Here is a 22,149-nt window from a genome sequence, read left to right on the forward strand (position 1 = left end):
AGTTTAGCTGTTTTTTCTTAATTCATCTAAATCTAGTGTTTCAGACGATAATTCTATCTTTTCATTACCAGAAAAGACTTTTTTAAATGTTTTTATTAAAATTTTAAAATCATTTAAAAACGTAATGGTATGTACATATTTAATATCCAAGGCCAACTTATCGTCCCAACTTAAAGCATTTCTTCCAGATACTTGTGCTAACCCTGTTACACCAGGTTTAACTGTATGTCTTACAGCTTCTTCTTTTGTATAATAAGGCAAATAGTGTACACGTAAAGGTCTTGGTCCTATAAGGCTCATGTCTCCTTTTAAAATGTTTATTAATTGTGGTATCTCATCTAGGGATGTACGCCTTAAAAAACTACCAAAAGTTGTCATGCGATCTTCATTAGGCAGCAAATTACCATTAGAATCTTTCTTGTCCGTCATGGTTTTAAATTTCATTATTTTAAAAATACGTTCGTTCTTACCAGGACGCTCTTGAAAGAAAAAGGGCTTACCATTGTTTATAAATAATAATATGATAAAGATTATTAGAAATAAAGGAAGTAAAATTACAATACCAACAAATGCTATAAGAAAATCTAATATACTCTTAAAAAAAAACTTATACATAATAAAACAGGTATAATACAGCCAAAATTTGTAAAATAAAAATTAGTTTTTTATGTGTTTACCGTATAATTTGGCATAACATTTCTGAGAAAGACAATTTTACAATAACACGTAAATGCTCCATAACAGCAAAACTATTAATACTTTTAAAAGTAGGTTGTACAATTCTATAAATTTGGTTAGCGGCCAAAAATAGATTTATAAATGTTAAAACTTTAAAAAAATCGATAATTATACAATAATCGTCTTTAAGTCTACAATAACTATTGCAAGGTTACCATAAAACTGAGCTTTTAATAAAAAAAACTTAATTAATGATGATTAAAACGCAATTATGCTCTTATCTTTAATTAAAGACGAAAATAAATTTTATTAATCTGGTACACTACAAAAAAACGATGAATCTACAGCAATTGTCTTCAAAATGTCGTATTTTGAAGATTACAGCTTATTCAAACTTAACTTTGATAAGTAAGAGATTACTATTATTTTACAAAACTAAAAGCTAGATATATTTTATCAGAAATTATAGCTTCAATACTTAATTTATAATATCTAAAACATCTAAAAATTTATTGATTGTATGTTGGGGTAAACAGGCTTCATTTACCAAAGAAAAGTTCTGCCTATGTATATTCAAACCATGGTCCATCAAGCAAACTGTGTGCCATCCCAATTTATTTGGTGAAATAAAATCTTTACTAATGTTATCTCCAATATAGTAGTATTTACCTAATCCAAAAACTTGTTCAAAATATTTATAATTCTTTACGTTTGGCTTTTCACTACCAAACTCTTCTGATATAATTATTTTAGAAAACCAATTGTCTAGCTGTAAAGCTTTTATTTTATTTCGTTGTTGAACACTTCTACCGTCTGTTAACAAGCCTAAGTTTATATTTTTACTTTTAAGATGGTTTAAAGTTACTTTTCTATCTTTAGATAGTTTTATTTCGGGTTTATGATTTCGATAAATATTTAATAATTCTAAAGTGCTAAAAGAAGCTTGATATTCTGATAAAATTTCTTGAAAAATATTTTTTTTATCAAAAAAGTATTCCAACATTTTGTTATAGACTAACACATTAGAGACACCAATATTTGCAGCAATTTTTACAGCTATCTCTTTGTAAGCAGATTTTAAAAAATCAACCTCGTAATATAAGGTATCGTCTAGGTCGAAAATAACATTTGTATTATTCTTTATAGTCATTTACTAAAATTTCATGATCATATCTTAACATCAATAAATTTTCCTTCCAACCATCAAACGCTTCAATCTTTTTGTTAAAAAAATACTCATTAATAATCCAACGAGGATAATTAGCCCCAGCAAAGTATGAGAGAGGAAACCCTCCGCCAAATCGAGGGTTTATCTCAATGCCCTTAATGTCTTTTGTTCTTTTATGCATAAATAATTGTAAGGTCAAACAACCTCTAGCTCCTTCTAGATATGAAAATTTATCTTTAACAAAATCGAAAATTTCATTTTTAATTGTTAATCCCTTACTAACTTCTCCACCTCTTACTTCTATACGTTTTCTTGGTACTACGCACTTCAAAATACTTGTTTTATCATAGTACATATCGCAGGTATATTCATCATAGTCATCATGATCTAAATATTCAAAAAAACATAATGATTTGTTTTCTAAATGATATTTTGAAATCTTAGACTTGCTTTTAATAATATAGTTATTTAAACTGCTAGAACCCTTAATTGGTTTAATGTACAAAGGTAACTCGTAACTGTCCTTTTGGTAAATCTTTGCTGTAGGCAGTCCTTTTTCTCTAAAAAAAAGATGCGTCTCTAATTTATTAGATGTTATTTTAATAATAGATTCATTTGAAAGCAAAATATGAATGTTAGCCTTATTAAATTTCTTTATGTATTTAGACAATTTTAATAGTTCTGTATCAATAGTAGGAATTACAAGTTTTATATTATGCTTTATGCAAAGATTAAGAAGTGAATCTATATAAAGATCATTATCGATTCTACATATTTCTAATGCTTCATCAGCAACATGTGCTGCTGCTGAAAGCGATGGACTCATATCTGTTATAAAAACTTTTGATTCTAAACCAATATGTTTTAATTCATTAACAAACGCTCTAACTAATGATACCCTTCTACCCGCAGAGGTTATTAATATATTACCCATATTTTTATTTAATTATTAATAAGTCCTAAAAAAATAAAACAACTTAAATTAGTTTAATTTTTAATTTTTAAAAATGTATTAAAAACTATAAATAATAAATAGTAAATCCATTTAATACTAAAGACTTTTGTTAAGGTAGTGTAAACAAATCCATTATAATCTTTACCTATAAAATTATGCAAAGGATAAGCTTTCGCTTTAGTCATTGTTTTTAAGATTGCCTTAACCTCTTTAAAAGAAATTCTAGATTTTAGTATCCTTACCATCAAGAAAAACACAAAAGACTCTTGTCTAGCTTTTAGCCTCTTATAAACGTTTTTATTTATAGAATTTTCGTTGTGCAATTTGTTAATGATTCCGCCATAAACTTGAGCCGCATTCGCATTATCATAAATTACTTTTATATAATGTTTAGGCTCTTTACTAGTCATTGCAGAGCCTTTTACTTTTACGTGTCTATGAACATCATAGGAAAGGTGAGCTATTCTACTGCAATTAACCAACAAATTAAGGGTGAATATGGCGTCTTCCATCCATCTATCCTCTATAAAACGCAGACCTATTCTTTTTATAAAATCTTTTTCGATGATATACCACCATACTTCATTTTTGTATGGATTCTTATCGATATAATCAATTCCGTTCATTATTTCAACAGCAATAGTTTTATCTTCAATAGAGGCAGACTCTTTCAAATGTATAGAATTAGTACCTACTGATAAAAATGTTAAAACCTCAAGGTTATTAACTTCTATAGAGCTTAGAATAGTTTTTAAAACGTTTGAAGCTAGATAATCGTCAGGATCAATAAAATAGATGTACTTTCCTTTAGCTAAGTCTAAGCCTTTATTCCTTGCACTTCCAACACCACCATTTGTTTTACTGTAAGCCCTTATGTTGATTTCTCTTGCTTCAAAAGCTTTTGCTATTACTAAACTATTGTCTGTCGACCCATCATCGATAATTAAAATCTCATAATCATTTTTAGAAATATTTTGTTCTAAAAGGCTATCGATACAGTAAGTAATGTACTTTTCTACATTATAGGTTGGGATGATTATACTTAACTTCAAAGATTCATTCACATTAAAAATTATTAATATTTACCAAACAATTATCCTTTCAATTGTATTTGAGTTGTTATTAATTAGTAGTGCTTTTATATAACGATGAATCAAAGATATATTAAGCCTTAAAACTTTTAGAAAGAAATTCGATGAATAACGTATTTCCTTCTTCGAACTTATATTTATCGATGAATCTAATTTTTTAATATTATTTTTGTTAAAAACAATAATAAAACATGATAACTACCGATCAAATTAAAGATCTAAATACCCGCCTTGACAAACTAAGGCACTATCTTTGACATAGATGCCAAACTTATAGAAATACAAAACGAAGAAGAACAAACCTTCGATCCTAACTTTTGGAACGACCCCAAAGCTGCCGAAGCTGTAATGAAATCGCTTAGAGTTAAGAAAAAGTGGATACAAGATTACAGGAATGTAAAAACTCTTATTGAGGATTTAGAAGTTATATACGAGTTCTTTAAAGAAGGTGAATCTACCCAACAAGATGTAGAAACACGTTATAAAAAAGCGGCTACACTACTAGAAGACATAGAGTTTAGAAATATGCTTTCGGAAGAAGGAGATAGCCTAAGTGCAGTACTACAAATTACAGCTGGTGCTGGTGGTACAGAGAGTTGCGATTGGGCTAGCATGCTTATGCGCATGTATTTAATGTACGCTGAAAAAAGCGGGTTTAAAGTAAAAGAACTCAACTTCCAAGAAGGCGATGTAGCTGGTATTAAAACTGTAACCCTAGAAATTGAGGGCGATTTTGCCTTTGGTTGGCTAAAAGGAGAAAATGGCGTACATCGTTTGGTACGCATCTCCCCTTTTGATAGTAATGCGAAACGCCACACCAGTTTTGCATCGGTTTATGTATACCCGTTAGTTGACGATACTATTGAAATTGAAATTAACCCCGCGGATATAGAGATTACTACTGCACGATCTAGTGGTGCTGGTGGACAAAATGTTAATAAAGTGGAAACTAAAGTACAACTAACGCATAAGCCAACGGGCATACAAATTTCATGTTCAGAAACACGATCGCAGCACGATAACAGATCTAGGGCTATGCAAATGCTAAAATCGCAATTATACGAAATTGAACTACAAAAACAATTATCCCAACGTGAAGATATTGAAGCTAGTAAGATGAAAATTGAGTGGGGAAGCCAAATCCGCAACTATGTTATGCATCCTTACAAACTTGTTAAAGATGTTAGAACAGGACACGAAACTGGTAATGTAGATGCAGTAATGGACGGAAATATTGATGCATTTTTAAAATCGTACTTAATGACTATGGGACAAAAAGTTGAAGACAATAATACGCTATAATTAAATATCATAAAAAGGTTTATATAATTATGACCAAAATAGAGGCTATTATATTCGATTTGGGTGGTGTTCTTATAGATTGGAATCCAGAATATGTATTCTTAGATGCCTTTAACGGAGATCGAGAAAAAATGCAATGGTTTTTAAACAACATTTGCACTATGAACTGGAACGAAAACCAAGATGCAGGTTATCCTTTAGTAAAAGCTACAAATGATTTAGTAAAACAGTTTCCTGAGTACGAAAACTACATTAAAATGTATTACGGCAACTGGGAGCAAATGCTTGGAGGTGCTATTGAAGGTTCAGTTAAAATTTTAAAACACCTTATTGATAATAGAGCATATAAAGTAGTAGCACTAACAAATTGGAGCTCAGAAACTTTCCCAATCGCCAAAAAACAATTTGATTTTTTAAAATGGTTTGAAGGCATTGTTGTTTCAGGTGAAGAAAAAACCAGAAAACCTTACAAGGAAATTTTCAATATTACATTAAACCGTTTTAAGATTAAACCCGAAACATCAATTTTTATTGATGATAATCTTAAAAATATTCAAACTGCAAATTCTTTAAATATTAATACTATTCATTTTAAAAACCCAAAACAGTTAGCTTCAGAACTAAAAAACTATAATATTTACTTATAATGATTAAAATTTACCATAATAATCGCTGTAGAAAATCTCGTGAAGGTCTTCAAATATTAGAAAATGCAGGTACTTCTTTTAAAGTCATTAAATATTTGGAAGATGTACCTTCTGAAAAAGAAATTAAAGATATTATTAACCTGCTAGGAATTAAACCCATTGAGTTAGTAAGAAAGAATGAAGCTATTTGGAAATCTGATTTTAAAGACAAAAACCTTACTGATGATGAGATTATAACTGCTATGGCAAACAACCCAAAGCTTATTGAGCGCCCCATAGTTATTAACGGAAACAATGCCGTAATTGGTAGACCACCTTCCCTAATATTAAATATTATTTAGAAACACTCTAAACGTCTTTTAACAAGCTTTTAACCAAAATAGGGGTTGCGAAGCGATAATTTTGCAAAAAAACTTGCAGAATGATTATGCTTAGAAATATAACCTTTATTATTTTTTATTGTATCACATCGGTTTTAATAGCACAAAATGTTAAACAAAAAGAAGTTACCATAACCGGACAGGTTTTAGACAAAGAAACCAAACAGCCTCTAGAATATGCCACTATTGCTTTTTTTAACAAAAGTCTAAATAAAATTGAAACTGGAGGTATAACTGATGGTAATGGAAACTTTAGTATCCCAATAAATACAGGTCTTTACGATATATCAATAGAATACATCTCCTTTAAAACCATTAAGCTATTAAACAGAAATATAACAAAATCAGAAAATATAGGTGTGTTTAGTTTAGAGCTAGATACAGAAACTTTGGATGCAGTAGAAATTGTTGCAGAAAAAACTACTGTAGACATTAGGCTAGATAAAAAAATATACAATATTGGTAAAGACCTAACCACTGCTGGCGGTACAGTTAGCGATGCGTTAAATAATGTACCATCGGTTTCTGTTGATGTTGAAGGAGGCATTAGCCTGCGAGGAAACGAAAATGTTAGGATTTTAATTAATGGAAAACCATCGGCATTGGCAGGGTTTGGAGATTCTAATATTTTAAGCCAACTACCAGCTGATGCCATAGAGCGCGTAGAGGTTATTACATCTCCATCAGCAAGATATGATGCCGAAGGTACAGCAGGTATATTAAATATTATTTTACGAAAAAAAGAAATATTAGGGTTTAACGGTGCGCTAAACCTTACAGCTGGACAACCAGATAATGTTGGGCTATCTGCTAACCTAAATTTTAGAACAGAAAAATTCAATATATTTTCAAACATTGGCTATCGTTATTTTGATGCGCCTAGAACCAACTATACGGATATAACGTACTTTGATAGAGTTGTTGACGGTACTACAATTTCACCAGAATACCAGAGAATTATAGAAGATGAAGACGTAACGCGTTTAAACAGAAATTATAATGCAAATGTTGGTGTTGAATATTTTTTAAGCGAAAAAACATCAATTACTGGGAGTCTGTTTTATAGATATGGTGAAGATGCCGACCTATCTAAAAACAATAGTGATAGGTTTAATAACGAAGCCATCGTAGAAAGAACACTTCGTAACGAAAGGCAAAATGAGGAAGATAATAGCTATCAAATATCACTTAATTACATTACTAAGTTTAATGATGATGGACATGAATTAACAGCCGATTTTCAATATGAAAATGATGCTGAAAATCAACGTTTAAATATAGATGAAGCTTATGTCTTTACAGATAAAACAGACCCTGACCCATTTCAAAACGAGCGTGTATTTGCTACAGAAGACCAAACAGAATACTTAATACAAGCCGATTACGTTCTCCCTATTGGCGAAAATGCAAGATTTGAAGCTGGTTACCGTGGTAGATTTGAAAATGAAATTACAGACTATAACCTAGAGCAAGAAAACCTTCAGGACAATACATTTTTTGTTAATGATACCATTTCTAACGTGTTTGATTATACACAAAATGTAAATGCATTCTACACCCAATATGGTACAAAATTTGGTAAATTTTCTTTTTTGTTAGGATTACGTTTAGAAAACACACAACTAAAAGGTAAAATAGATTCAAGACTTACCGACGAAGAACTAGAAGAAGCTTTTGGATTTCCTATAGAAACCGACTTTGATAATAATTTTTTAGGATTATTTCCTACTTTAAATATAATCTACAACTTAAGACCTGAAGATAGCGATATTGAAGAAAGTATAACTTTTGGTTACAACAGGAGGATTAACCGCCCTAGAGGTTGGTTTTTAAATCCTTTTCCATCAAGGTCTAGTAGAACTAACGTTTTTCAAGGAAACCCAAACCTAGACCCCGCGTTTGCCAGTACTTTTGATTTAGGATATTTAAAACGACTTGATAAAATAACGCTTACCACTTCTATCTATTATCAATACGAAACAGGAGCTTTTGAGCGTATTAGAGAAAACACAGGGCAACAAACCTCTGATGGTATAGACATTATTAGACGCATACCTGTTAATCTCTCCACAAACGAGCGTACAGGAGGAGAATTTGGTATTCTGTATAACCCAAACGATTGGTTAAGGCTAAACAGTAGTTTTAATATTTTTCAATTTAAAACAAAGGGCCAATTTAATGGCGTAGATTATGGTGCAAACAATTTAAGTTGGTTCACAAGGTTTAGTGGAAAAGTTACGCTGCCATACGCTATAGATTGGCAAACAAACGCTTATTATATGGGCCCTAGACAAAATGCACAAAATAAAACAAAAGGTTTATTTTCTATGGATGTAGCTTTTAGTAAAGAAGTATTTAAAGATAAAGCTACCTTATCTCTTAATGTAAGGGATGTTTTTAATTCCAGAATACTTAGAAGAACTACTGAAACCGAATCCTTTTTTAGTAATAACGAGTCGCAATGGAGAGTGCGACAAATTAACCTATCGCTACTATATAGATTTAATCAGCAGAAAAAAAGATCTAGAAGTGATTTTGAAGATAACGAATTTGACGAGGAAGGTTAATACAAACATTTGTTAAACAAGAAAGGGGAATTTAAGTAGTATTAAATTCCCCTTTTTTAGCACTTATATATGTTTAAGCATTTCGTTTTGCTTTCTTTTCTTCTTTAATTTCTTTTAATCTTTCAATTAAAGAGCCTCCAATCCAGTAAGGAATAACAAAGGTTAACAAAAAAATCATTAACCAAAATCCTATAGTTAAAATTGTTAAGAAAGCTAAAAATCCTAAATACTGATCAAATTCGAATAACATCGTATATGTTTTTATTAATGTTTTGCAAAGTTACTACAAAGTGCTTTGTTTTACAATACCAAATTAAAAATTATTAACAGTTTTTTTAACTAATCTAAATTTGGCTGGGGCGTAGTTCGCAAATATGGTTTTATAACCTTGTGCCCTTTTGGGAACATGCTAGGTATATCTTCAGTAGCAATTGCTGGCGATACAACTACATCTTCACCATTATTCCAGTTTGGAGGTGTAGCTACCTTATGGTAGGCGGTAAGTTGTAAAGAATCTATCACTCTAAGCAGTTCATCAAAATTTCTACCGGTAGACGCTGGATACGTAATAATTAATTTTACTTTTTTATCATCACCAATAACAAAAACCGATCTAACGGTAAGGTTACTGTCTGCATTTGGGTGAATCATATCATAAAGTTCAGAAACCTTTTTATCTTCATCTGCTATAATTGGGAAATTAACCGTAGTGCCTTGCGTTTCGTTAATATCACCAATCCACCCTTTATGAGATTCAAGACCATCAACACTTAAAGCTACAACTTTTACATTGCGTTTATCAAATTCGTCTTTATATTTTGCCACAGTTCCTAGCTCGGTAGTACAAACAGGTGTATAATCTGCAGGGTGAGAAAACAAAATACCCCAACTGTTACCTAACCATTCGTGAAAATTTATTTCGCCTTCAGTAGTCTTCGCATTAAAATTTGGAGCTTTGTCTCCCAATCTAATTGTTGCCATAATATTATATGTTTATTAAATTAATAAAATACGTTTTTAATCCTACTAAATTAATAGATTTAAGACACTTATCTACATGAAATTAGTTATATAAATGTTAAAAAAAGATATACAAAAACTAACAAAAATCATAATTAAAACCGTTATAAAAAAAGTAACTTTGTAGCTTACTCTTAATACATAATAAAATGGGTTTTAGAATAGAAAAAGATACAATGGGCGAAGTAAAAGTGCCTGCAGATAAGCTTTGGGGAGCGCAAACCGAGCGTTCTAGAAATAACTTTAAAATTGGCCCAAGTGCCTCAATGCCTTTAGAAATTGTTTATGGATTTGCTTATTTAAAAAAAGCCGCTGCATATACAAATTGTGAACTTGGTGTATTAGATATTGAAAAACGTGATTTAATAGCTAAAGCCTGTGATGAAATTTTAGAGGGCAAGCACGACGACCAATTTCCGTTAGTAATTTGGCAAACAGGTTCTGGTACCCAAAGTAATATGAACGTAAACGAGGTTATTGCTAATAGAGCGCACCAATTAGCAGGCAAGGTTATTGGTGAAGGCGAAAAGACCATACAACCTAACGACGATGTTAATAAGTCTCAATCATCAAACGACACCTTCCCTACTGGCATGCACATTGCAGCCTACAAAAAAATAGTAGAAACTACCATTCCTGGTGTTAAACAACTAAGAAATACACTTAGTAAAAAATCTGAAGATTTTAAAAATGTTGTAAAAATAGGGAGAACACATTTAATGGATGCCACACCGTTAACCCTTGGACAGGAAATTTCAGGATATGTAGCACAATTAGATCATGGTCTCAATGCGCTTCAAAATACATTAGCACATTTAAGCGAACTTGCTTTGGGTGGTACCGCTGTTGGTACTGGTTTAAATACGCCAAAAGGTTACAGCAAGCGTGTTGCTGAATATATAGCAGAATTTACAGGCTTACCTTTTATTACTGCACCTAATAAGTTTGAAGCTTTAGCGGCACACGATGCCTTAGTGGAAACTCATGGCGCTTTAAAGCAATTAGCTGTATCCTTAAATAAAATAGCCAATGATATTAGAATGATGGCCTCTGGTCCTCGCTCTGGTATTGGAGAAATAATTATCCCTGCTAACGAACCTGGAAGTTCTATAATGCCTGGTAAAGTTAACCCAACCCAATGCGAAGCTTTAACTATGGTTTGTGCACAAGTTATGGGTAATGATGTAGCTGTTTCTGTAGGAGGGCTACAAGGACACTACGAGCTAAATGTGTTTAAACCTGTAATGGCTGCCAATGTTTTACAATCGGCACAATTATTAGGAGATGCCTGTGTGAGTTTTGATGTAAACTGTGCCGTTGGTATTGAGCCTAACCATGAAGTTATTACCAAACTACTAAACAACTCATTAATGCTTGTTACAGCGCTAAATACTAAAATTGGATATTATAAAGCCGCAGAAATTGCAAATACAGCGCATAAAAATGGTACAACACTTAAAGAAGAAGCTATTAATTTAGGTTATGTTACAGCCGAAGACTATGATGCTTGGGTTAAACCAGAAGATATGGTTGGTGCTTTAAAATAAGAACTAAACTCCCATACAAATAAAAAAAGCAGGTATTAATACCTGCTTTTTTGGTCGGTTAGCTATTAATCCTCCTAAAATCTATATCTGGAAGATATCCAAACAAATATATAATTATCAAACGTTAAAAAGGTTAACATTTGTTAAGCTTTACGATTCTTTAAGTTTTTTCCTTATTCTGCTTAATTGAACAGGTGTTATACTTAAATATGAAGCTATATGATATTGGGGCACTAATTTATCTATATCTGGTATATCACTCTTTAGCTTTAAATAACGTTGGGAGGCATTCATGGAAATTAACTCCAGTTGTCTTTTTTCATACCGCATAAAAACCTTTTCTAAAATACCTGTGTACAAATTGCTTATTACTATATCGGTTTCACACATCGCCTTTAATTTCTTATAGTCTATCTCATAAAGACTGCATTCTGTAATAGTTTCGTAAACTATTTCAGAAGGTGCGTTTTTTATAAGTGCTGTAAGCGAACCGGCAAAATTCATAGGAAAAAAAAAGCGCTTGTTAAACTCTTTTCCAGATTCTGAAATTACATAACATCGCATGACTCCAGACAGGAGTAAATACAATTTGGAGGGTACTTTTCCTAAGGCATCTAGTTGAATGTTAGGACCAAACTTTTTAAATTTAGATATTGCTTTTACTTTTAAAAAAGACTCTTCTGGCACATTGCCAAATGAGTCTGAGAATTCATCATTTTCAAACATGGGTTAAATGGGTTGGTTGGTAGTTGCAATATAAAATTTGTTTTCTAAACACCGAAAAAAACTCTACATATAACTAGAATTTCCCATGTAGAAATAAAAAAGCCCAAAAGCAGAAACTTTTGGGCTTTAATTATAGAAAAATAGGTGTTTACTTTAGTGTAAATTCTGAAGTTGACACTAAATCTTTTTTATTGAAAATATTTACAACATAGCGTCCTTTTTCAAAATCATTATCATTATTTGATGTTACAAACTCGCATACGTTTAAGTTAGAATTTTCGTAGTTAAACTTACTAACAACACTATAATTTAACATTTTATCCTCGAAAACTATTTGCTCGTTAGCACCTAAAATATTGTTGTTTGGATCTATTACCTGAACATACAGCTCTTGGTCTCCAGCTTGTACTAGGGCGTTTTTAGCTACGGTAAAACAAACTCTAATTTTATCGGCTCTTCTTGCTCTTTCTGTAGGAATTAATTTTCCTGATGTTCTTTCAATTACACCAAAACCTTTTAAATCTACTGTATTTAAAATCGATGCATTTTCAACTACTTCAGCAAGCGCTGTGTTTTGAACCAATAGCGAGTCTGTAAACATAGTACGTTCTTCTAATCTAACTCTAGTACTATCTAAAGAGGTTGCCAAATAAGAGTTTTCTATTCTAAGCGAATCGTTCTGCGCCAATAAAATATCCATCTCTTTCTGAAGGTTTCTATATTTTGTTTTGTAACGCCATAAACTTTTTACGTTAGTCTCTGAAATTCTTAAAGAATCTATTAAGCCTTGTATACGCTCTCTAGCATTAATTAAATCTTTATTAGCTACATCGTTTTCAGCTATTGCCTCATCATATTGTTTCGCCATGGCATTTAAATCATTCATTACCATTTGCTTTTCTTCGTTGAGTTCTTTCTTAGTTTCGTTACTTTCTCTGTACAAATTCATTGTATAAAACCCAGTAGCCAAAAACAAAACTAGCGCTATACCCAATGCCACTTTTAAACCTGTGCTGCTCTTATTTTCCATAATTGTTTATTGTTTTTAGTGTTAATAATTAACTACGCTTAAGTAGTATTAGTTTTCTTTAATTTGAAATATATTAATTAATAATCTCGTACAATATCATATACGAACAAGTAGTTTTTTTAGATGTTAATAATATCAAAAATATCTCAAATCTATAAATAAAATACTGATTTATGTAGCGCAAACCCAATAAAACTAAACATAACTTTACGTACTATGATATAGTAATGGTTTCATATTTTTTAAAAACAAGAAAACCATACCAAGCTATGTAAACAAAACACAACAGTGGTAATATAAAAGAAAAATTAACCTCTGAAACGCCAAGAACTGTAGTATCTGCTACCCCGTTCCCTCCTATATCAATAATAATACCTTGCAATTTTGGCATTAAAGCGCCTCCAACTATGGCCATTACAAGGCCTGCAGAACCAACTTTAGACTGTTCTTCTGTTAAATCGCCTAAAGCAATTCCATAAATAGTTGGAAACATTAAAGACATACAGAAAGAAACCCCTACTAAGCTGTATAAACCAAATATATTTTGAATGAATATGGTGCCTAATACAAACAGAATTGCTAAAACTGAAAAAGACATCAATAATCTTCCAGAACTCATAAACCTTAACATATATGTACCTATTGCCCTACCAATAGTAAAAATTATAAAAGCAGCCATTTGATAATAACCTGCTGTAACACTATCTATGTCTATAGCTTCAGCATATTGATAAATGTAGGTCCAACACATAATTTGCCCTCCCACATATAAAACTTGTGCCAATACTCCTAGTACATACTTTTTGTTTTTGGCTAACACTTTAAAAGTATCTCTAATACTAGGCATATCGCCTTCTTCTTTAGATTGAGGCATTTTTATAACTAAAAACAGCACGAATACCACTAAAAGTACTAATCCTAAAATTACGTACGGATTACGAATTACCATTAAATCTGATGTTTTAATTAATGTTTTAGAAGCTTCATCTAAAGCACTAAAATCTGTAATATCATCAGATTGTAAATTCTTCAAAACAAATTGTTGTGCCACAAACAAGCCAACAATCAGCCCTAATGGATTAAAGGCTTGTGCTAAATTTAAGCGTTGAGTTGCAGTATCTTTAGCTCCCATAGCCAGAATATATGGGTTTGCAGCCGTTTCTAAGAAAGCTAAACCAAAAGTTAATATGTATAAACCTAAACAAAAAAACCAAAATAACTCTGTAACAGCAGCCGGATAAAATAATAATGCGCCTCCTGCATATAGACCTAAGCCAATTAAAATACCTACTTTATAAGAATATTTTCGCATAAACATTGCTGCTGGTAAAGCCATACAAAAATATCCGCCATAAAAGGCCATTTGTACCCAAGCAGCTTGAGAATTGCTAAGCTCTAAAACCTTTTTAAACGCTTGTACCATAGGATCTGTAACTGCGTTTGCAAATCCCCACAACGCAAATAATAATGTTACTAAAATAAAAGGCACTACTATTTTTTTTGAAACTACAGGAGATTTGTGAATATTTTCCATATACTATTTTTAATTAATTGATTAGTTAATATTATCTATTTTTAATAGATGATAAATTAGGTGTTTAAATTAACATTATAATACTATTGCGAGTTATTGTATGTTAAGTTTTAGTTTTTTTGTGCTATGTGTTTATTTGGTGCACTACCCAATACAAAATGCAAAACACCTCCTTTTATAATGTCTTGATGACTTATGGTTAACTTATTATAAGGCGCTCCATTTAAAGTCATGGCTTGGATATAGGTATTCTCGTCCGATTGATTTTCGGTAGTTATTTTAAATTGTTTGCCATTTTCTAAATTAATCGTGGCTTCTTTTACATAGGGTGATGTTAAACTATATACACCATCTGCTGGATTTATAGGGTACATGCCCATTGACGAAAACACTAACCACGCACTCATTTGTCCGCAATCCTCGTTACCACAATATCCATCTGGTTCGGTGCTGTATTGGGTTTTTATTATTCTTCTAACCATTTCCTGTGTTTTCCATGGTTGTCCAATATTGTTGTAGAGATATGCTACATGATGACTAGGCTCGTTACCATGCGCGTATTGCCCAATCATGCCTGTGCTGAATATAGGCAATCTATCATCTTTCGAGGGATAATAGGTGAACATAGAATCTAACTTTGTGGCGAATTGTTCTTTACCCACAATTTGCTCTAAACCATTAATATCGTGCGGCACAAACCAAAAGTATTGCCATGCGTTGCTTTCACAAAATTCTTTTGAATATTCTTTGGGGGAAAACGGACTGATAAAATTTCTATTTGCATCTTTCGGGCGGAAAAATGTGGATTCTGAATCGTACAAATTCTTCCAATTGTCGGCTCTTTCGGCAAACGTTTTAGCTATATCATCTTCACCTAAATCTTTCGCTAATTGGGCAATACACCAATCGTTATAAGCATACTCCAATGTTTTAGATACCGACCAATTTTCGTGATGTTCACCAGTGGGCACATAGCCTAATTCTCTGTAAACATCTATTTGTCTGCCATCTTCATTTGCCGAGGCTACACAAGCTTCCAATACTTTTTTAGCATCCATAGGAATGCCTTTAAAATAGGCATCTACAATTACAGGAACCGCATGATAACCAATCATCATATTGGTTTCATTTCCTGCTAAAGACCACACGGGAAGTAATCCCGTTTCGTCGTAATGCGAAAGGAAAGACTTAATCATATCTTCGGTTTCTTTCTGTGCAATAATGGTGTATAACGGATGCGTTGCTCTAAAGGTGTCCCAAAGTGAAAACGTATCATATTTGTTATAGCCTTCGGCTAAATGGTTTTCGCCATCGGCACCTTTGTAAGCTCCATCAACATCACTGTGCAACGATGGTGTTAAAAACACATGGTACAAATTGGTGTAAAACAATTCTTTTTGAGCTTCGCTGGCTTCAATTGTAATTTTAGAAAGATATTTTTCCCAAACAGCATCGGCATCATCAACTGTTTTTTCGAAATCCCAATGTGGTAATTCGGCTTCTAAATTTTTTCTAGCACCTTCTATACTTGCAGAAGACAACGCCACTTTCACTTTTATTTTTTCGCCTTCGGAAGTTTTATAGAACGCAACAATTTTGGTAAACTGACCTTCAACAGAATTCTCATTTATTTTTTCTGAATCTTTAAAGAGTTGTGCGTCATCAAATGGTTTAGAAAATTGCATTACGAAATATACCCTTTGGTCGGCTGCCCACCCTTTAGATTTTCTATATCCCACAATAGTTTGTTGGTCTTCAATAGTGATTTTAGTGTCAACCGGTTTGTCCCAATTCAAACTATAACCTAAATCGAGAATTATTTGACTTTCATCATCCTTTGGAAAGGTATATTGATGAAACCCGACCCGCTCCGTAGCAGTTAATTCGGCTTTAATACCAGAGCTCAGTAAATCTACCGCATAATACCCTGGGCTAGCTTCTTCCCTATCATGGGAAAATTTAGAATAAGGTCTGTAAGCTCCTTCTGGGGTTAAACTTTCAGTAAACCTACTGTTTAAAGGCATCACCAATAAATCGTACATATCGCCTGCACCTGTACCAGAAAGATGGGTATGACTAAATCCTGCAATGGTAGAATCTGGATAAAAATACCCCGCAATCCTATCCCAACCCGGTAATCCGTTGTCTGGACTTAATTGTACCATCCCAAAAGGCACAACAGCACCAGGATAGGTGTTTCCAGGACCATCTGTCCCAGTGAATGTATTCACATAACTGGTTAATCTTTTAGCTGAAAGTTTATCTGGCGTTTTTTCTGATTTACAAGCAAAAAAACCAAAACTTAAAACAACCAATAAAAAACTATATAATTTCATTTTTATCCGCTTTAAAAACCTGTTACTTTTGAGTCTATCGGTTTTAATTTTTCACCTTGTAAACCGTACCACGCATTAATCACCCTTGGATTATCACTCGGTCTGTATTTTATAGTAATTGGGTGCCAACCGGCTTTAAGGGCTACGTTTCCGTAACGTTTTCTTGGTCCGTGCCAACCGCTATTATCCACTACAAGCGTATCCCCTATGTACAAATAATCACCACCATCAGAACGCGTTTCAAACTGATAAATTCCATCTTTTTCAGCTTTAAAATATCCAGAAAACACCATGTTTACAGGTTTTTTTCCTTTAAACTCTGCAATATCAATACTATCTACTGCAACCCATTTTGATGCGCTTTTAATATTTACATCTGTTACACTTTTTAATTTGCCTTGTATTAAATAACGCTTTAACCCCTTTTCAGTAGGTGATATATTAACAGAAGATATATATTCTTTTCTTACAACTTTGGTTTTCTTTATATCGTTATAAATATCGCCTTTATAGGCTCTCGCTTTAATTTCAACGGTATCATTCACCGTAAATGGTTCGGTATATTTGTTGGTCTCTTTTGTTGGAATAGACCCATTGGTAGTATAATATATGTCAACACCTTCTAACGGATAAGCCAATTCTAACTTTACCATAGTGCTATCGACCAAACCGATGGTTTTATCCAACCCTTTTACAATAGGAATGTAATAGTATATGCCGAGTTCTTCAAGTCTTGGATAATGTTGTTCTACTCTGGTATTAAACGCTTCAAAATCTTTATTTTCTTTTGATGCCCAAGCATTTTCCGCAACCGCTAACATACGAGGAAAAGCTTGATATTGCAGGCGTGTAAAACTTGGAATCCACTCAGACCATAAATTGGCTTGAATCCCTAAAACATTGGCTTCTTCTTCGGCAGTAAAGCTTTCTGGTACGGGTTCGTAATTATAAACTTTTTCTAAGCTATTTCCGTCATTTAAATAATCGAAATAATAAGCATCGGTTGGTGTGATTACTAATTCGTTTCCATTTTCAGCAGCCTTTTTCGGTGCTTCTGGTCGCCAACCTCTCCACCACATTACGGCTGCATCTTTGGTTAAACCGCCTTCAACAATTTCGTCCCAGCCCATCAATTTTTTTCCTTTAGAATGTAAAAACTGTTCTATATCACGGTTAAAATGCGATTGCAATTCATGCTCGTCTTTCAAATTATTGTCTTTAATGGCTTTTTGGCAACGCGGACATTCTTCCCATGATCTAATGTTTACTTCGTCACCTCCAATATGGATGTATTCGTAAGGGAACAACTCTACCACTTCGCTTAAAATGTTCTTCATAAACTCATACGTGGTTTCTTTCCCTAAACATGACGGATGTGTAAACACGGTATCCCAACCCGACTCACCAGTACATGATAAAAATGGATAATTATCTATGGCTGCCTTGAAATGCCCAGGCATATCAATTTCCGGAACTACGGTAATGCATCTTTCTTCGGCGTAGGCCACAATTTCTTTTATTTGTTCTTGTGTAAAGAAACCGCCGTATTTGCGCTCGCCATCAATGGTTTTAAACTTAGCTTCATCGATGGTATAAAGCTTGTTTTCTTGGGCACGTTCCATACAAATAGAATCTTGATTATTTGGTGTTCTCCACGCTCCTTTTTCGGTTAATAACGGATATTCTTTAATTTCAATTCTCCAACCTTGGTCGTCGGTTAAATGCATGTGATACGTGTTCATTTTATACAATGCCAAATAATCTAAAAAAGACTTTACCTCATCAATATCAATAAAATGGCGGCTAAAATCGTTATGCATACCACGCCATTTAAAACGTGGCTCGTCCTCTATAACTACCGACGGTACATACCATTCTGCCGAAACTTTTTCCTTACTTTCTATCTCTATAGGCAATAATTGACGAATGGTTTGAATAGCATTAAAAAATCCGCTTTCATCTGATGCACTAATGTTTATTAACATAGGGTTAACCACCAATTTATAAGCTCCTTTTTTTAACCCCGTAACACTTTCAAATATCACAGATGCATCGGTTTCAGAATTCACTTCAGTAAAATTATATCCTGCAGCTGATGCAAATAACCCTTTCAAATAATTAGCTGCCTTTTGTTGGCTGTTATCTTGTACAACCAGCTTTGTATCGGCATTAAATTCAAAAGAACCAGCATTTATTTGCAAACTTGTGGGTTTGGGTATTAAAGCAATATCTTGCTTATTAAAAGAAGGATTTGTTTGCGTGCATGAAATAATTAATACTACTAAAATTAAAAATGTTAAGAGGTTTTTCATTGCTTAGGTTTTATTTTTCGTTTGTTTGCGTACTACTCAACTTTAAAAATTGTTCTTCTGTTGCTAAGCCCATCATGTTATTTTTTCTATGCTTAACACGTTCGGCAGCCTTGTTTAAAAATTCCAAATCTACATCGGTTGGCAAACCTTTTGTTTTGATATACTTTGGGTTATTATCTAAACTCGGTAAAGCATTAACCTTTTTTTGAAATTCGCTTACTACAGATTGTAAGTTTGCATCATCTATTAAATTTTCAATTTCGTACGGGTCTGCTTTTAAATCGTAAAGTCTATGTACTTTTTGAAGCGTGTCCACATATACTTTATACTGCTCGTTGCGCAACACACGATCTCTAAATTGAATAGCATTTACTAGCCATCCTTCTTTATTTATGTGCCCTGGTAAACCACCCATTGAAAGGATGTAATCACGATTGGTATGTGGAGCTTCTTCGTTTAACACCTTGGCAAACGAATGTCCGTCGAGGTTTAACTCAGATTCACTTTTTATACCAGCCAACTCTAAAAACGTCGGCAAAATATCCGTAAAATCAACCAAAGCATCAGTTTCAAAATGTTTATCATCTGGAGTTTTCACAATAAACGGTGCATTAATTCCATTCTCTGACAAGTAGGCTTTTCCGCCTCTAATATACTTACCTTCTCTTTTTCCTATGATGGCCGGCGAGGTACCGTTATCTGTGGTAAATACTAAATATGTGTTATCAGAAACTCCTGATTTTTTTAGATTATCAATAATCTTTCCGATGATAAAATCGGTATAACGCACCATAGCCAAGTGCTTTTCATATTTAGTTTTTACATTTGGTTCTAAAGGTGTGTGTACGAATGGCGAGTGTGTTAAAACCATGGGATAATAAACACAAAACGGATTGTTTTTATTCTCATTTATAAAGTCGATTATAAAATCTGAGAAAATATCTGGACCAAATTTACCTTCGTAAGTTTTGCTTCCTTCCTTTGTAAAAATGTAGGGGTCCCAATAACGTTTACCGCTCGGTGCGTTACCTGACTCAAAGCCCGTCCACACACAAAATTCATCGAAACCCACTTTTTCCATCACATTGGGTTCTATTCTAAAGTCGTTTATTTGCCATTTACCAGCAATACAGGTTTTGTAGCCCGCTTCCTGTAACAATTTTGCAAAACTGGGATTTTTATCGGCATCGAAATTGGCACCATGGCCCCATCGTGGTACATCGTAATGGTTTACCCATCCGTTTTCGTAAGGATATTGTCCTGTAATTAACGCCACACGACTAGGTGTGCATTGTGGCATGGAGTAAACATTGTTAAACTTAATGCTCTTAGTTACCAAAGCATCAATATTTGGCGTGTTCACCTCTGTGGCTCCATAGCTAGGAAACCATTCTTTTCCTAAGTCGTCAACCAAAATGAATATAAAATTAGGCTTTTTAGCTATTTTCGATGGTTTACAGGAAAACGCTAAAAACACTAATATTAAAAAGCTTATATTTTTGAATCTAGTCATAGTTCTCAATGAAAATCAGGGAGATTAACTATTTAATCTTTAACTTCAATATTTCATCTATAGCATCAATATTTTTACTGTCTAAATAAATAAACGTACCTTCTTTCATTTGTTTAAACCTAATTTTTGTTTTACCATCAAATGATGTTGCAGAAACTATTTTTTCTTTCAACTCTGGAATGAATATATACGGTTCTGAAGTTGGATTTAAAATATGCACATATAAAATATTGTCTTTTTTAGTAATGGTCCCCCAATCTTGTGAAGCAATGACGCCTCCTCGGGTACCATAAATGCTTTCACCGTATTTGCTGGTCCATGCTCCAATTTCACCTAATGTATCTACAAATTCTGGTTGAATTTTGCCATTAGGCATAGGCCCTACATTTAATAATAAATTACCGTTTTTACCAGCTGCCTTTACCAAAAAGTGAATTAACTGTTTGGTAGATTTAAACTTCTTGTCATAAATGCTATATCCCCATTTTCCTGCCATGGTTGCACAAGATTCTAATGGCAACTGACTTACATGAACGCCTGCGCTATAACCACCGTGATTTTCTCCTGGTAAATCTCTTTCAAATGTTTGAACATCTTCGCCTGCAATAGGTTGAATATGATGATTGTTCGCAATTAACGTATTAGGACTTAATTTGTGAATTAATGAATATATTTCATCATACTCCCAATTTGCTTCTTTTTGATCCCAGTGGCCATCAAACCAAATCATGCCAATTTCACCGTAATTCGTTAATAATTCAGTAAGTTGGGCTTTCATAAAATCCACATATTCATCCCAAGCTTCGGCATCTCCTTTTTTACCCTGCTTATAATCTTCACGTTTCCAGTCTAATAAAGAATAGTAGAAATTTAATTTAATCCCTTCTTTTTTACAAGCTTCTGCTAATTCTTTCATAGGATCTTTACCATATGGTGTAGCATCTATAATATTAAAATCACTAGCATCCGTATCGAACATACTAAAACTGTCGTGGTGACGTGAGGTAATGGTGATGTATTTCATCCCTGATTGTTTTGCAAGTTTTACCCACGCTTCTGCATTAAAATCTTGTGGATTGAAAAAGTCGGCTAATCTTGAGTAATTATCTGGTTTTATTTTCTTTATAAACATTACCCATTCGCCATCCGCTAAAACGCTGTAAATTCCCCAATGAATAAACATACCAAATTTCATGTCCTGAAATGCTTTACGCGCCTCCAAGTTGCCCTGTGTTGGCGTATATTCTGGCATTGGGTATTCGTAATGTTTCTGTGCACTAGCAACGGTTACGATAAAACTCATTAAAACGACTAAAACTGACTTTCTCATTATATCTATTATT

General features: G+C 33.1%; 18 protein-coding genes. 5 read left to right on the forward strand and 13 right to left on the reverse strand.

Going from position 1 to position 22,149, the window contains the following annotated elements; all coding sequences use genetic code 11:
• Window positions 1–3: 3 nt before the first annotated feature.
• The 4 genes from CLV33_RS03775 to CLV33_RS03790 form a co-directional block, all read right to left on the reverse strand.
• Window positions 4–615: a sugar transferase gene (locus CLV33_RS03775; protein WP_105472777.1), complete on the reverse strand. Its 612-nt coding sequence runs from the start codon at window positions 613–615 to the stop codon at window positions 4–6.
• A 541-nt stretch (window positions 616–1,156) separates the two neighbouring features.
• Window positions 1,157–1,828 (reverse strand): HAD family hydrolase, encoded by a 672-nt coding sequence (locus CLV33_RS03780; protein WP_211297529.1) that lies wholly within the window; start codon window positions 1,826–1,828, stop codon window positions 1,157–1,159.
• A complete protein-coding gene (locus tag CLV33_RS03785) occupies window positions 1,812–2,780 on the reverse strand; it encodes an ATP-grasp domain-containing protein (RefSeq protein ID WP_105472778.1) in 969 nt (322 codons plus the stop codon). Before CLV33_RS03785 ends, CLV33_RS03780 begins: the two co-directional genes overlap by 17 nt.
• Before the next feature lie 53 nt (window positions 2,781–2,833).
• The gene (locus CLV33_RS03790) at window positions 2,834–3,853 is read right to left on the reverse strand and encodes a glycosyltransferase family 2 protein (protein WP_170063970.1); all 1,020 of its coding nucleotides are present in this window, start codon (window positions 3,851–3,853) and stop codon (window positions 2,834–2,836) included.
• 230 nt (window positions 3,854–4,083) lie between these two features.
• On the opposite strand from CLV33_RS03790, the gene prfB reads away from it, so the two are divergent.
• The 4 genes from prfB (at window position 4,084) to CLV33_RS03810 (ending at window position 8,788) form a co-directional block, all read left to right on the forward strand.
• A protein-coding gene (gene prfB, locus CLV33_RS03795; protein ID WP_146109708.1) for a peptide chain release factor 2 occupies window positions 4,084–5,194 on the forward strand; the annotation gives its coding sequence in 2 pieces (ribosomal slippage) (window positions 4,084–4,146 and window positions 4,148–5,194; 1,110 coding nt in all).
• A gap of 29 nt (window positions 5,195–5,223) precedes the next feature.
• Window positions 5,224–5,841, forward strand: a complete 618-nt coding sequence (locus CLV33_RS03800; RefSeq protein ID WP_042248193.1) for an HAD family hydrolase — start codon at window positions 5,224–5,226, stop codon at window positions 5,839–5,841.
• Window positions 5,841–6,182, forward strand: a complete 342-nt coding sequence (gene arsC / locus CLV33_RS03805; protein ID WP_105472781.1) for an arsenate reductase (glutaredoxin) — start codon at window positions 5,841–5,843, stop codon at window positions 6,180–6,182. Before CLV33_RS03800 ends, arsC begins: the two co-directional genes overlap by 1 nt.
• An 80-nt stretch (window positions 6,183–6,262) precedes the next feature.
• Window positions 6,263–8,788: a TonB-dependent receptor domain-containing protein gene (locus CLV33_RS03810; RefSeq protein WP_105472782.1), complete on the forward strand. Its 2,526-nt coding sequence runs from the start codon at window positions 6,263–6,265 to the stop codon at window positions 8,786–8,788.
• Between the two features lie 73 nt (window positions 8,789–8,861).
• Here the strand turns inward: CLV33_RS03810 and CLV33_RS17490 are convergent, their stop codons facing one another.
• Together CLV33_RS17490 and CLV33_RS03815 are read right to left on the reverse strand one after the other, a co-directional pair.
• Window positions 8,862–9,038, reverse strand: a complete 177-nt coding sequence (locus tag CLV33_RS17490; protein ID WP_162834947.1) for a hypothetical protein — start codon at window positions 9,036–9,038, stop codon at window positions 8,862–8,864.
• Window positions 9,039–9,127: 89 nt separating this feature from the next.
• Complete coding sequence (locus tag CLV33_RS03815) at window positions 9,128–9,769, reverse strand: peroxiredoxin (protein ID WP_105472783.1); 642 nt, start codon at window positions 9,767–9,769, stop codon at window positions 9,128–9,130.
• A gap of 188 nt (window positions 9,770–9,957) precedes the next feature.
• Between CLV33_RS03815 and fumC the strand changes: the two genes are divergently transcribed.
• On the forward strand, window positions 9,958–11,355 hold the full coding sequence (gene fumC / locus CLV33_RS03820) for a class II fumarate hydratase (RefSeq protein ID WP_105472784.1): 1,398 nt from the start codon (window positions 9,958–9,960) through the stop codon (window positions 11,353–11,355).
• A gap of 150 nt (window positions 11,356–11,505) precedes the next feature.
• Here fumC and CLV33_RS03825 read toward each other — a convergent pair whose 3' ends face one another.
• From CLV33_RS03825 to CLV33_RS03855, 7 genes are all read right to left on the reverse strand, one after another.
• Window positions 11,506–12,081, reverse strand: a complete 576-nt coding sequence (locus CLV33_RS03825; RefSeq protein ID WP_052414921.1) for a Crp/Fnr family transcriptional regulator — start codon at window positions 12,079–12,081, stop codon at window positions 11,506–11,508.
• Between the two features lie 148 nt (window positions 12,082–12,229).
• Window positions 12,230–13,111 (reverse strand): hypothetical protein, encoded by an 882-nt coding sequence (locus tag CLV33_RS03830; protein ID WP_042243304.1) that lies wholly within the window; start codon window positions 13,109–13,111, stop codon window positions 12,230–12,232.
• 214 nt (window positions 13,112–13,325) lie between these two features.
• The gene (fucP, locus tag CLV33_RS03835) at window positions 13,326–14,645 is read right to left on the reverse strand and encodes an L-fucose:H+ symporter permease (RefSeq protein ID WP_105472785.1); all 1,320 of its coding nucleotides are present in this window, start codon (window positions 14,643–14,645) and stop codon (window positions 13,326–13,328) included.
• Window positions 14,646–14,755: 110 nt separating this feature from the next.
• Window positions 14,756–16,981: a GH92 family glycosyl hydrolase gene (locus CLV33_RS03840; protein ID WP_105472786.1), complete on the reverse strand. Its 2,226-nt coding sequence runs from the start codon at window positions 16,979–16,981 to the stop codon at window positions 14,756–14,758.
• A gap of 11 nt (window positions 16,982–16,992) precedes the next feature.
• Window positions 16,993–19,293: a family 20 glycosylhydrolase gene (locus tag CLV33_RS03845; protein WP_105472787.1), complete on the reverse strand. Its 2,301-nt coding sequence runs from the start codon at window positions 19,291–19,293 to the stop codon at window positions 16,993–16,995.
• 10 nt (window positions 19,294–19,303) lie between these two features.
• Window positions 19,304–20,806, reverse strand: a complete 1,503-nt coding sequence (locus CLV33_RS03850; RefSeq protein WP_105472788.1) for a sulfatase-like hydrolase/transferase — start codon at window positions 20,804–20,806, stop codon at window positions 19,304–19,306.
• 28 nt (window positions 20,807–20,834) lie between these two features.
• Window positions 20,835–22,136 (reverse strand): alpha-L-fucosidase, encoded by a 1,302-nt coding sequence (locus tag CLV33_RS03855; RefSeq protein WP_211297530.1) that lies wholly within the window; start codon window positions 22,134–22,136, stop codon window positions 20,835–20,837.
• Window positions 22,137–22,149: the final 13 nt, after the last annotated feature.

This window comes from Jejuia pallidilutea (genome assembly GCF_002973595.1).
In the GTDB taxonomy this organism is placed as follows: domain Bacteria; phylum Bacteroidota; class Bacteroidia; order Flavobacteriales; family Flavobacteriaceae; genus Jejuia; species Jejuia pallidilutea.

Coding starts and splice junctions, on each gene's coding strand:
- CLV33_RS03775 (WP_105472777.1), bottom strand. CDS start 615: ATGTATAAGTTTTTTTTTAAGAGTATATTAGATTTTCTTATAGCATTT.
- fucP (WP_105472785.1), bottom strand. CDS start 14,645: ATGGAAAATATTCACAAATCTCCTGTAGTTTCAAAAAAAATAGTAGTG.
- CLV33_RS03780 (WP_211297529.1), bottom strand. CDS start 1,828: ATGACTATAAAGAATAATACAAATGTTATTTTCGACCTAGACGATACC.
- CLV33_RS03855 (WP_211297530.1), bottom strand. CDS start 22,136: ATGAGAAAGTCAGTTTTAGTCGTTTTAATGAGTTTTATCGTAACCGTT.
- CLV33_RS03810 (WP_105472782.1), top strand. CDS start 6,263: ATGATTATGCTTAGAAATATAACCTTTATTATTTTTTATTGTATCACA.
- CLV33_RS03800 (WP_042248193.1), top strand. CDS start 5,224: ATGACCAAAATAGAGGCTATTATATTCGATTTGGGTGGTGTTCTTATA.
- CLV33_RS03815 (WP_105472783.1), bottom strand. CDS start 9,769: ATGGCAACAATTAGATTGGGAGACAAAGCTCCAAATTTTAATGCGAAG.
- CLV33_RS03825 (WP_052414921.1), bottom strand. CDS start 12,081: ATGTTTGAAAATGATGAATTCTCAGACTCATTTGGCAATGTGCCAGAA.
- CLV33_RS03840 (WP_105472786.1), bottom strand. CDS start 16,981: ATGAAATTATATAGTTTTTTATTGGTTGTTTTAAGTTTTGGTTTTTTT.
- fumC (WP_105472784.1), top strand. CDS start 9,958: ATGGGTTTTAGAATAGAAAAAGATACAATGGGCGAAGTAAAAGTGCCT.
- arsC (WP_105472781.1), top strand. CDS start 5,841: ATGATTAAAATTTACCATAATAATCGCTGTAGAAAATCTCGTGAAGGT.
- CLV33_RS03785 (WP_105472778.1), bottom strand. CDS start 2,780: ATGGGTAATATATTAATAACCTCTGCGGGTAGAAGGGTATCATTAGTT.
- CLV33_RS03830 (WP_042243304.1), bottom strand. CDS start 13,111: ATGGAAAATAAGAGCAGCACAGGTTTAAAAGTGGCATTGGGTATAGCG.
- CLV33_RS17490 (WP_162834947.1), bottom strand. CDS start 9,038: ATGTTATTCGAATTTGATCAGTATTTAGGATTTTTAGCTTTCTTAACA.
- CLV33_RS03850 (WP_105472788.1), bottom strand. CDS start 20,806: ATGACTAGATTCAAAAATATAAGCTTTTTAATATTAGTGTTTTTAGCG.
- CLV33_RS03845 (WP_105472787.1), bottom strand. CDS start 19,293: ATGAAAAACCTCTTAACATTTTTAATTTTAGTAGTATTAATTATTTCA.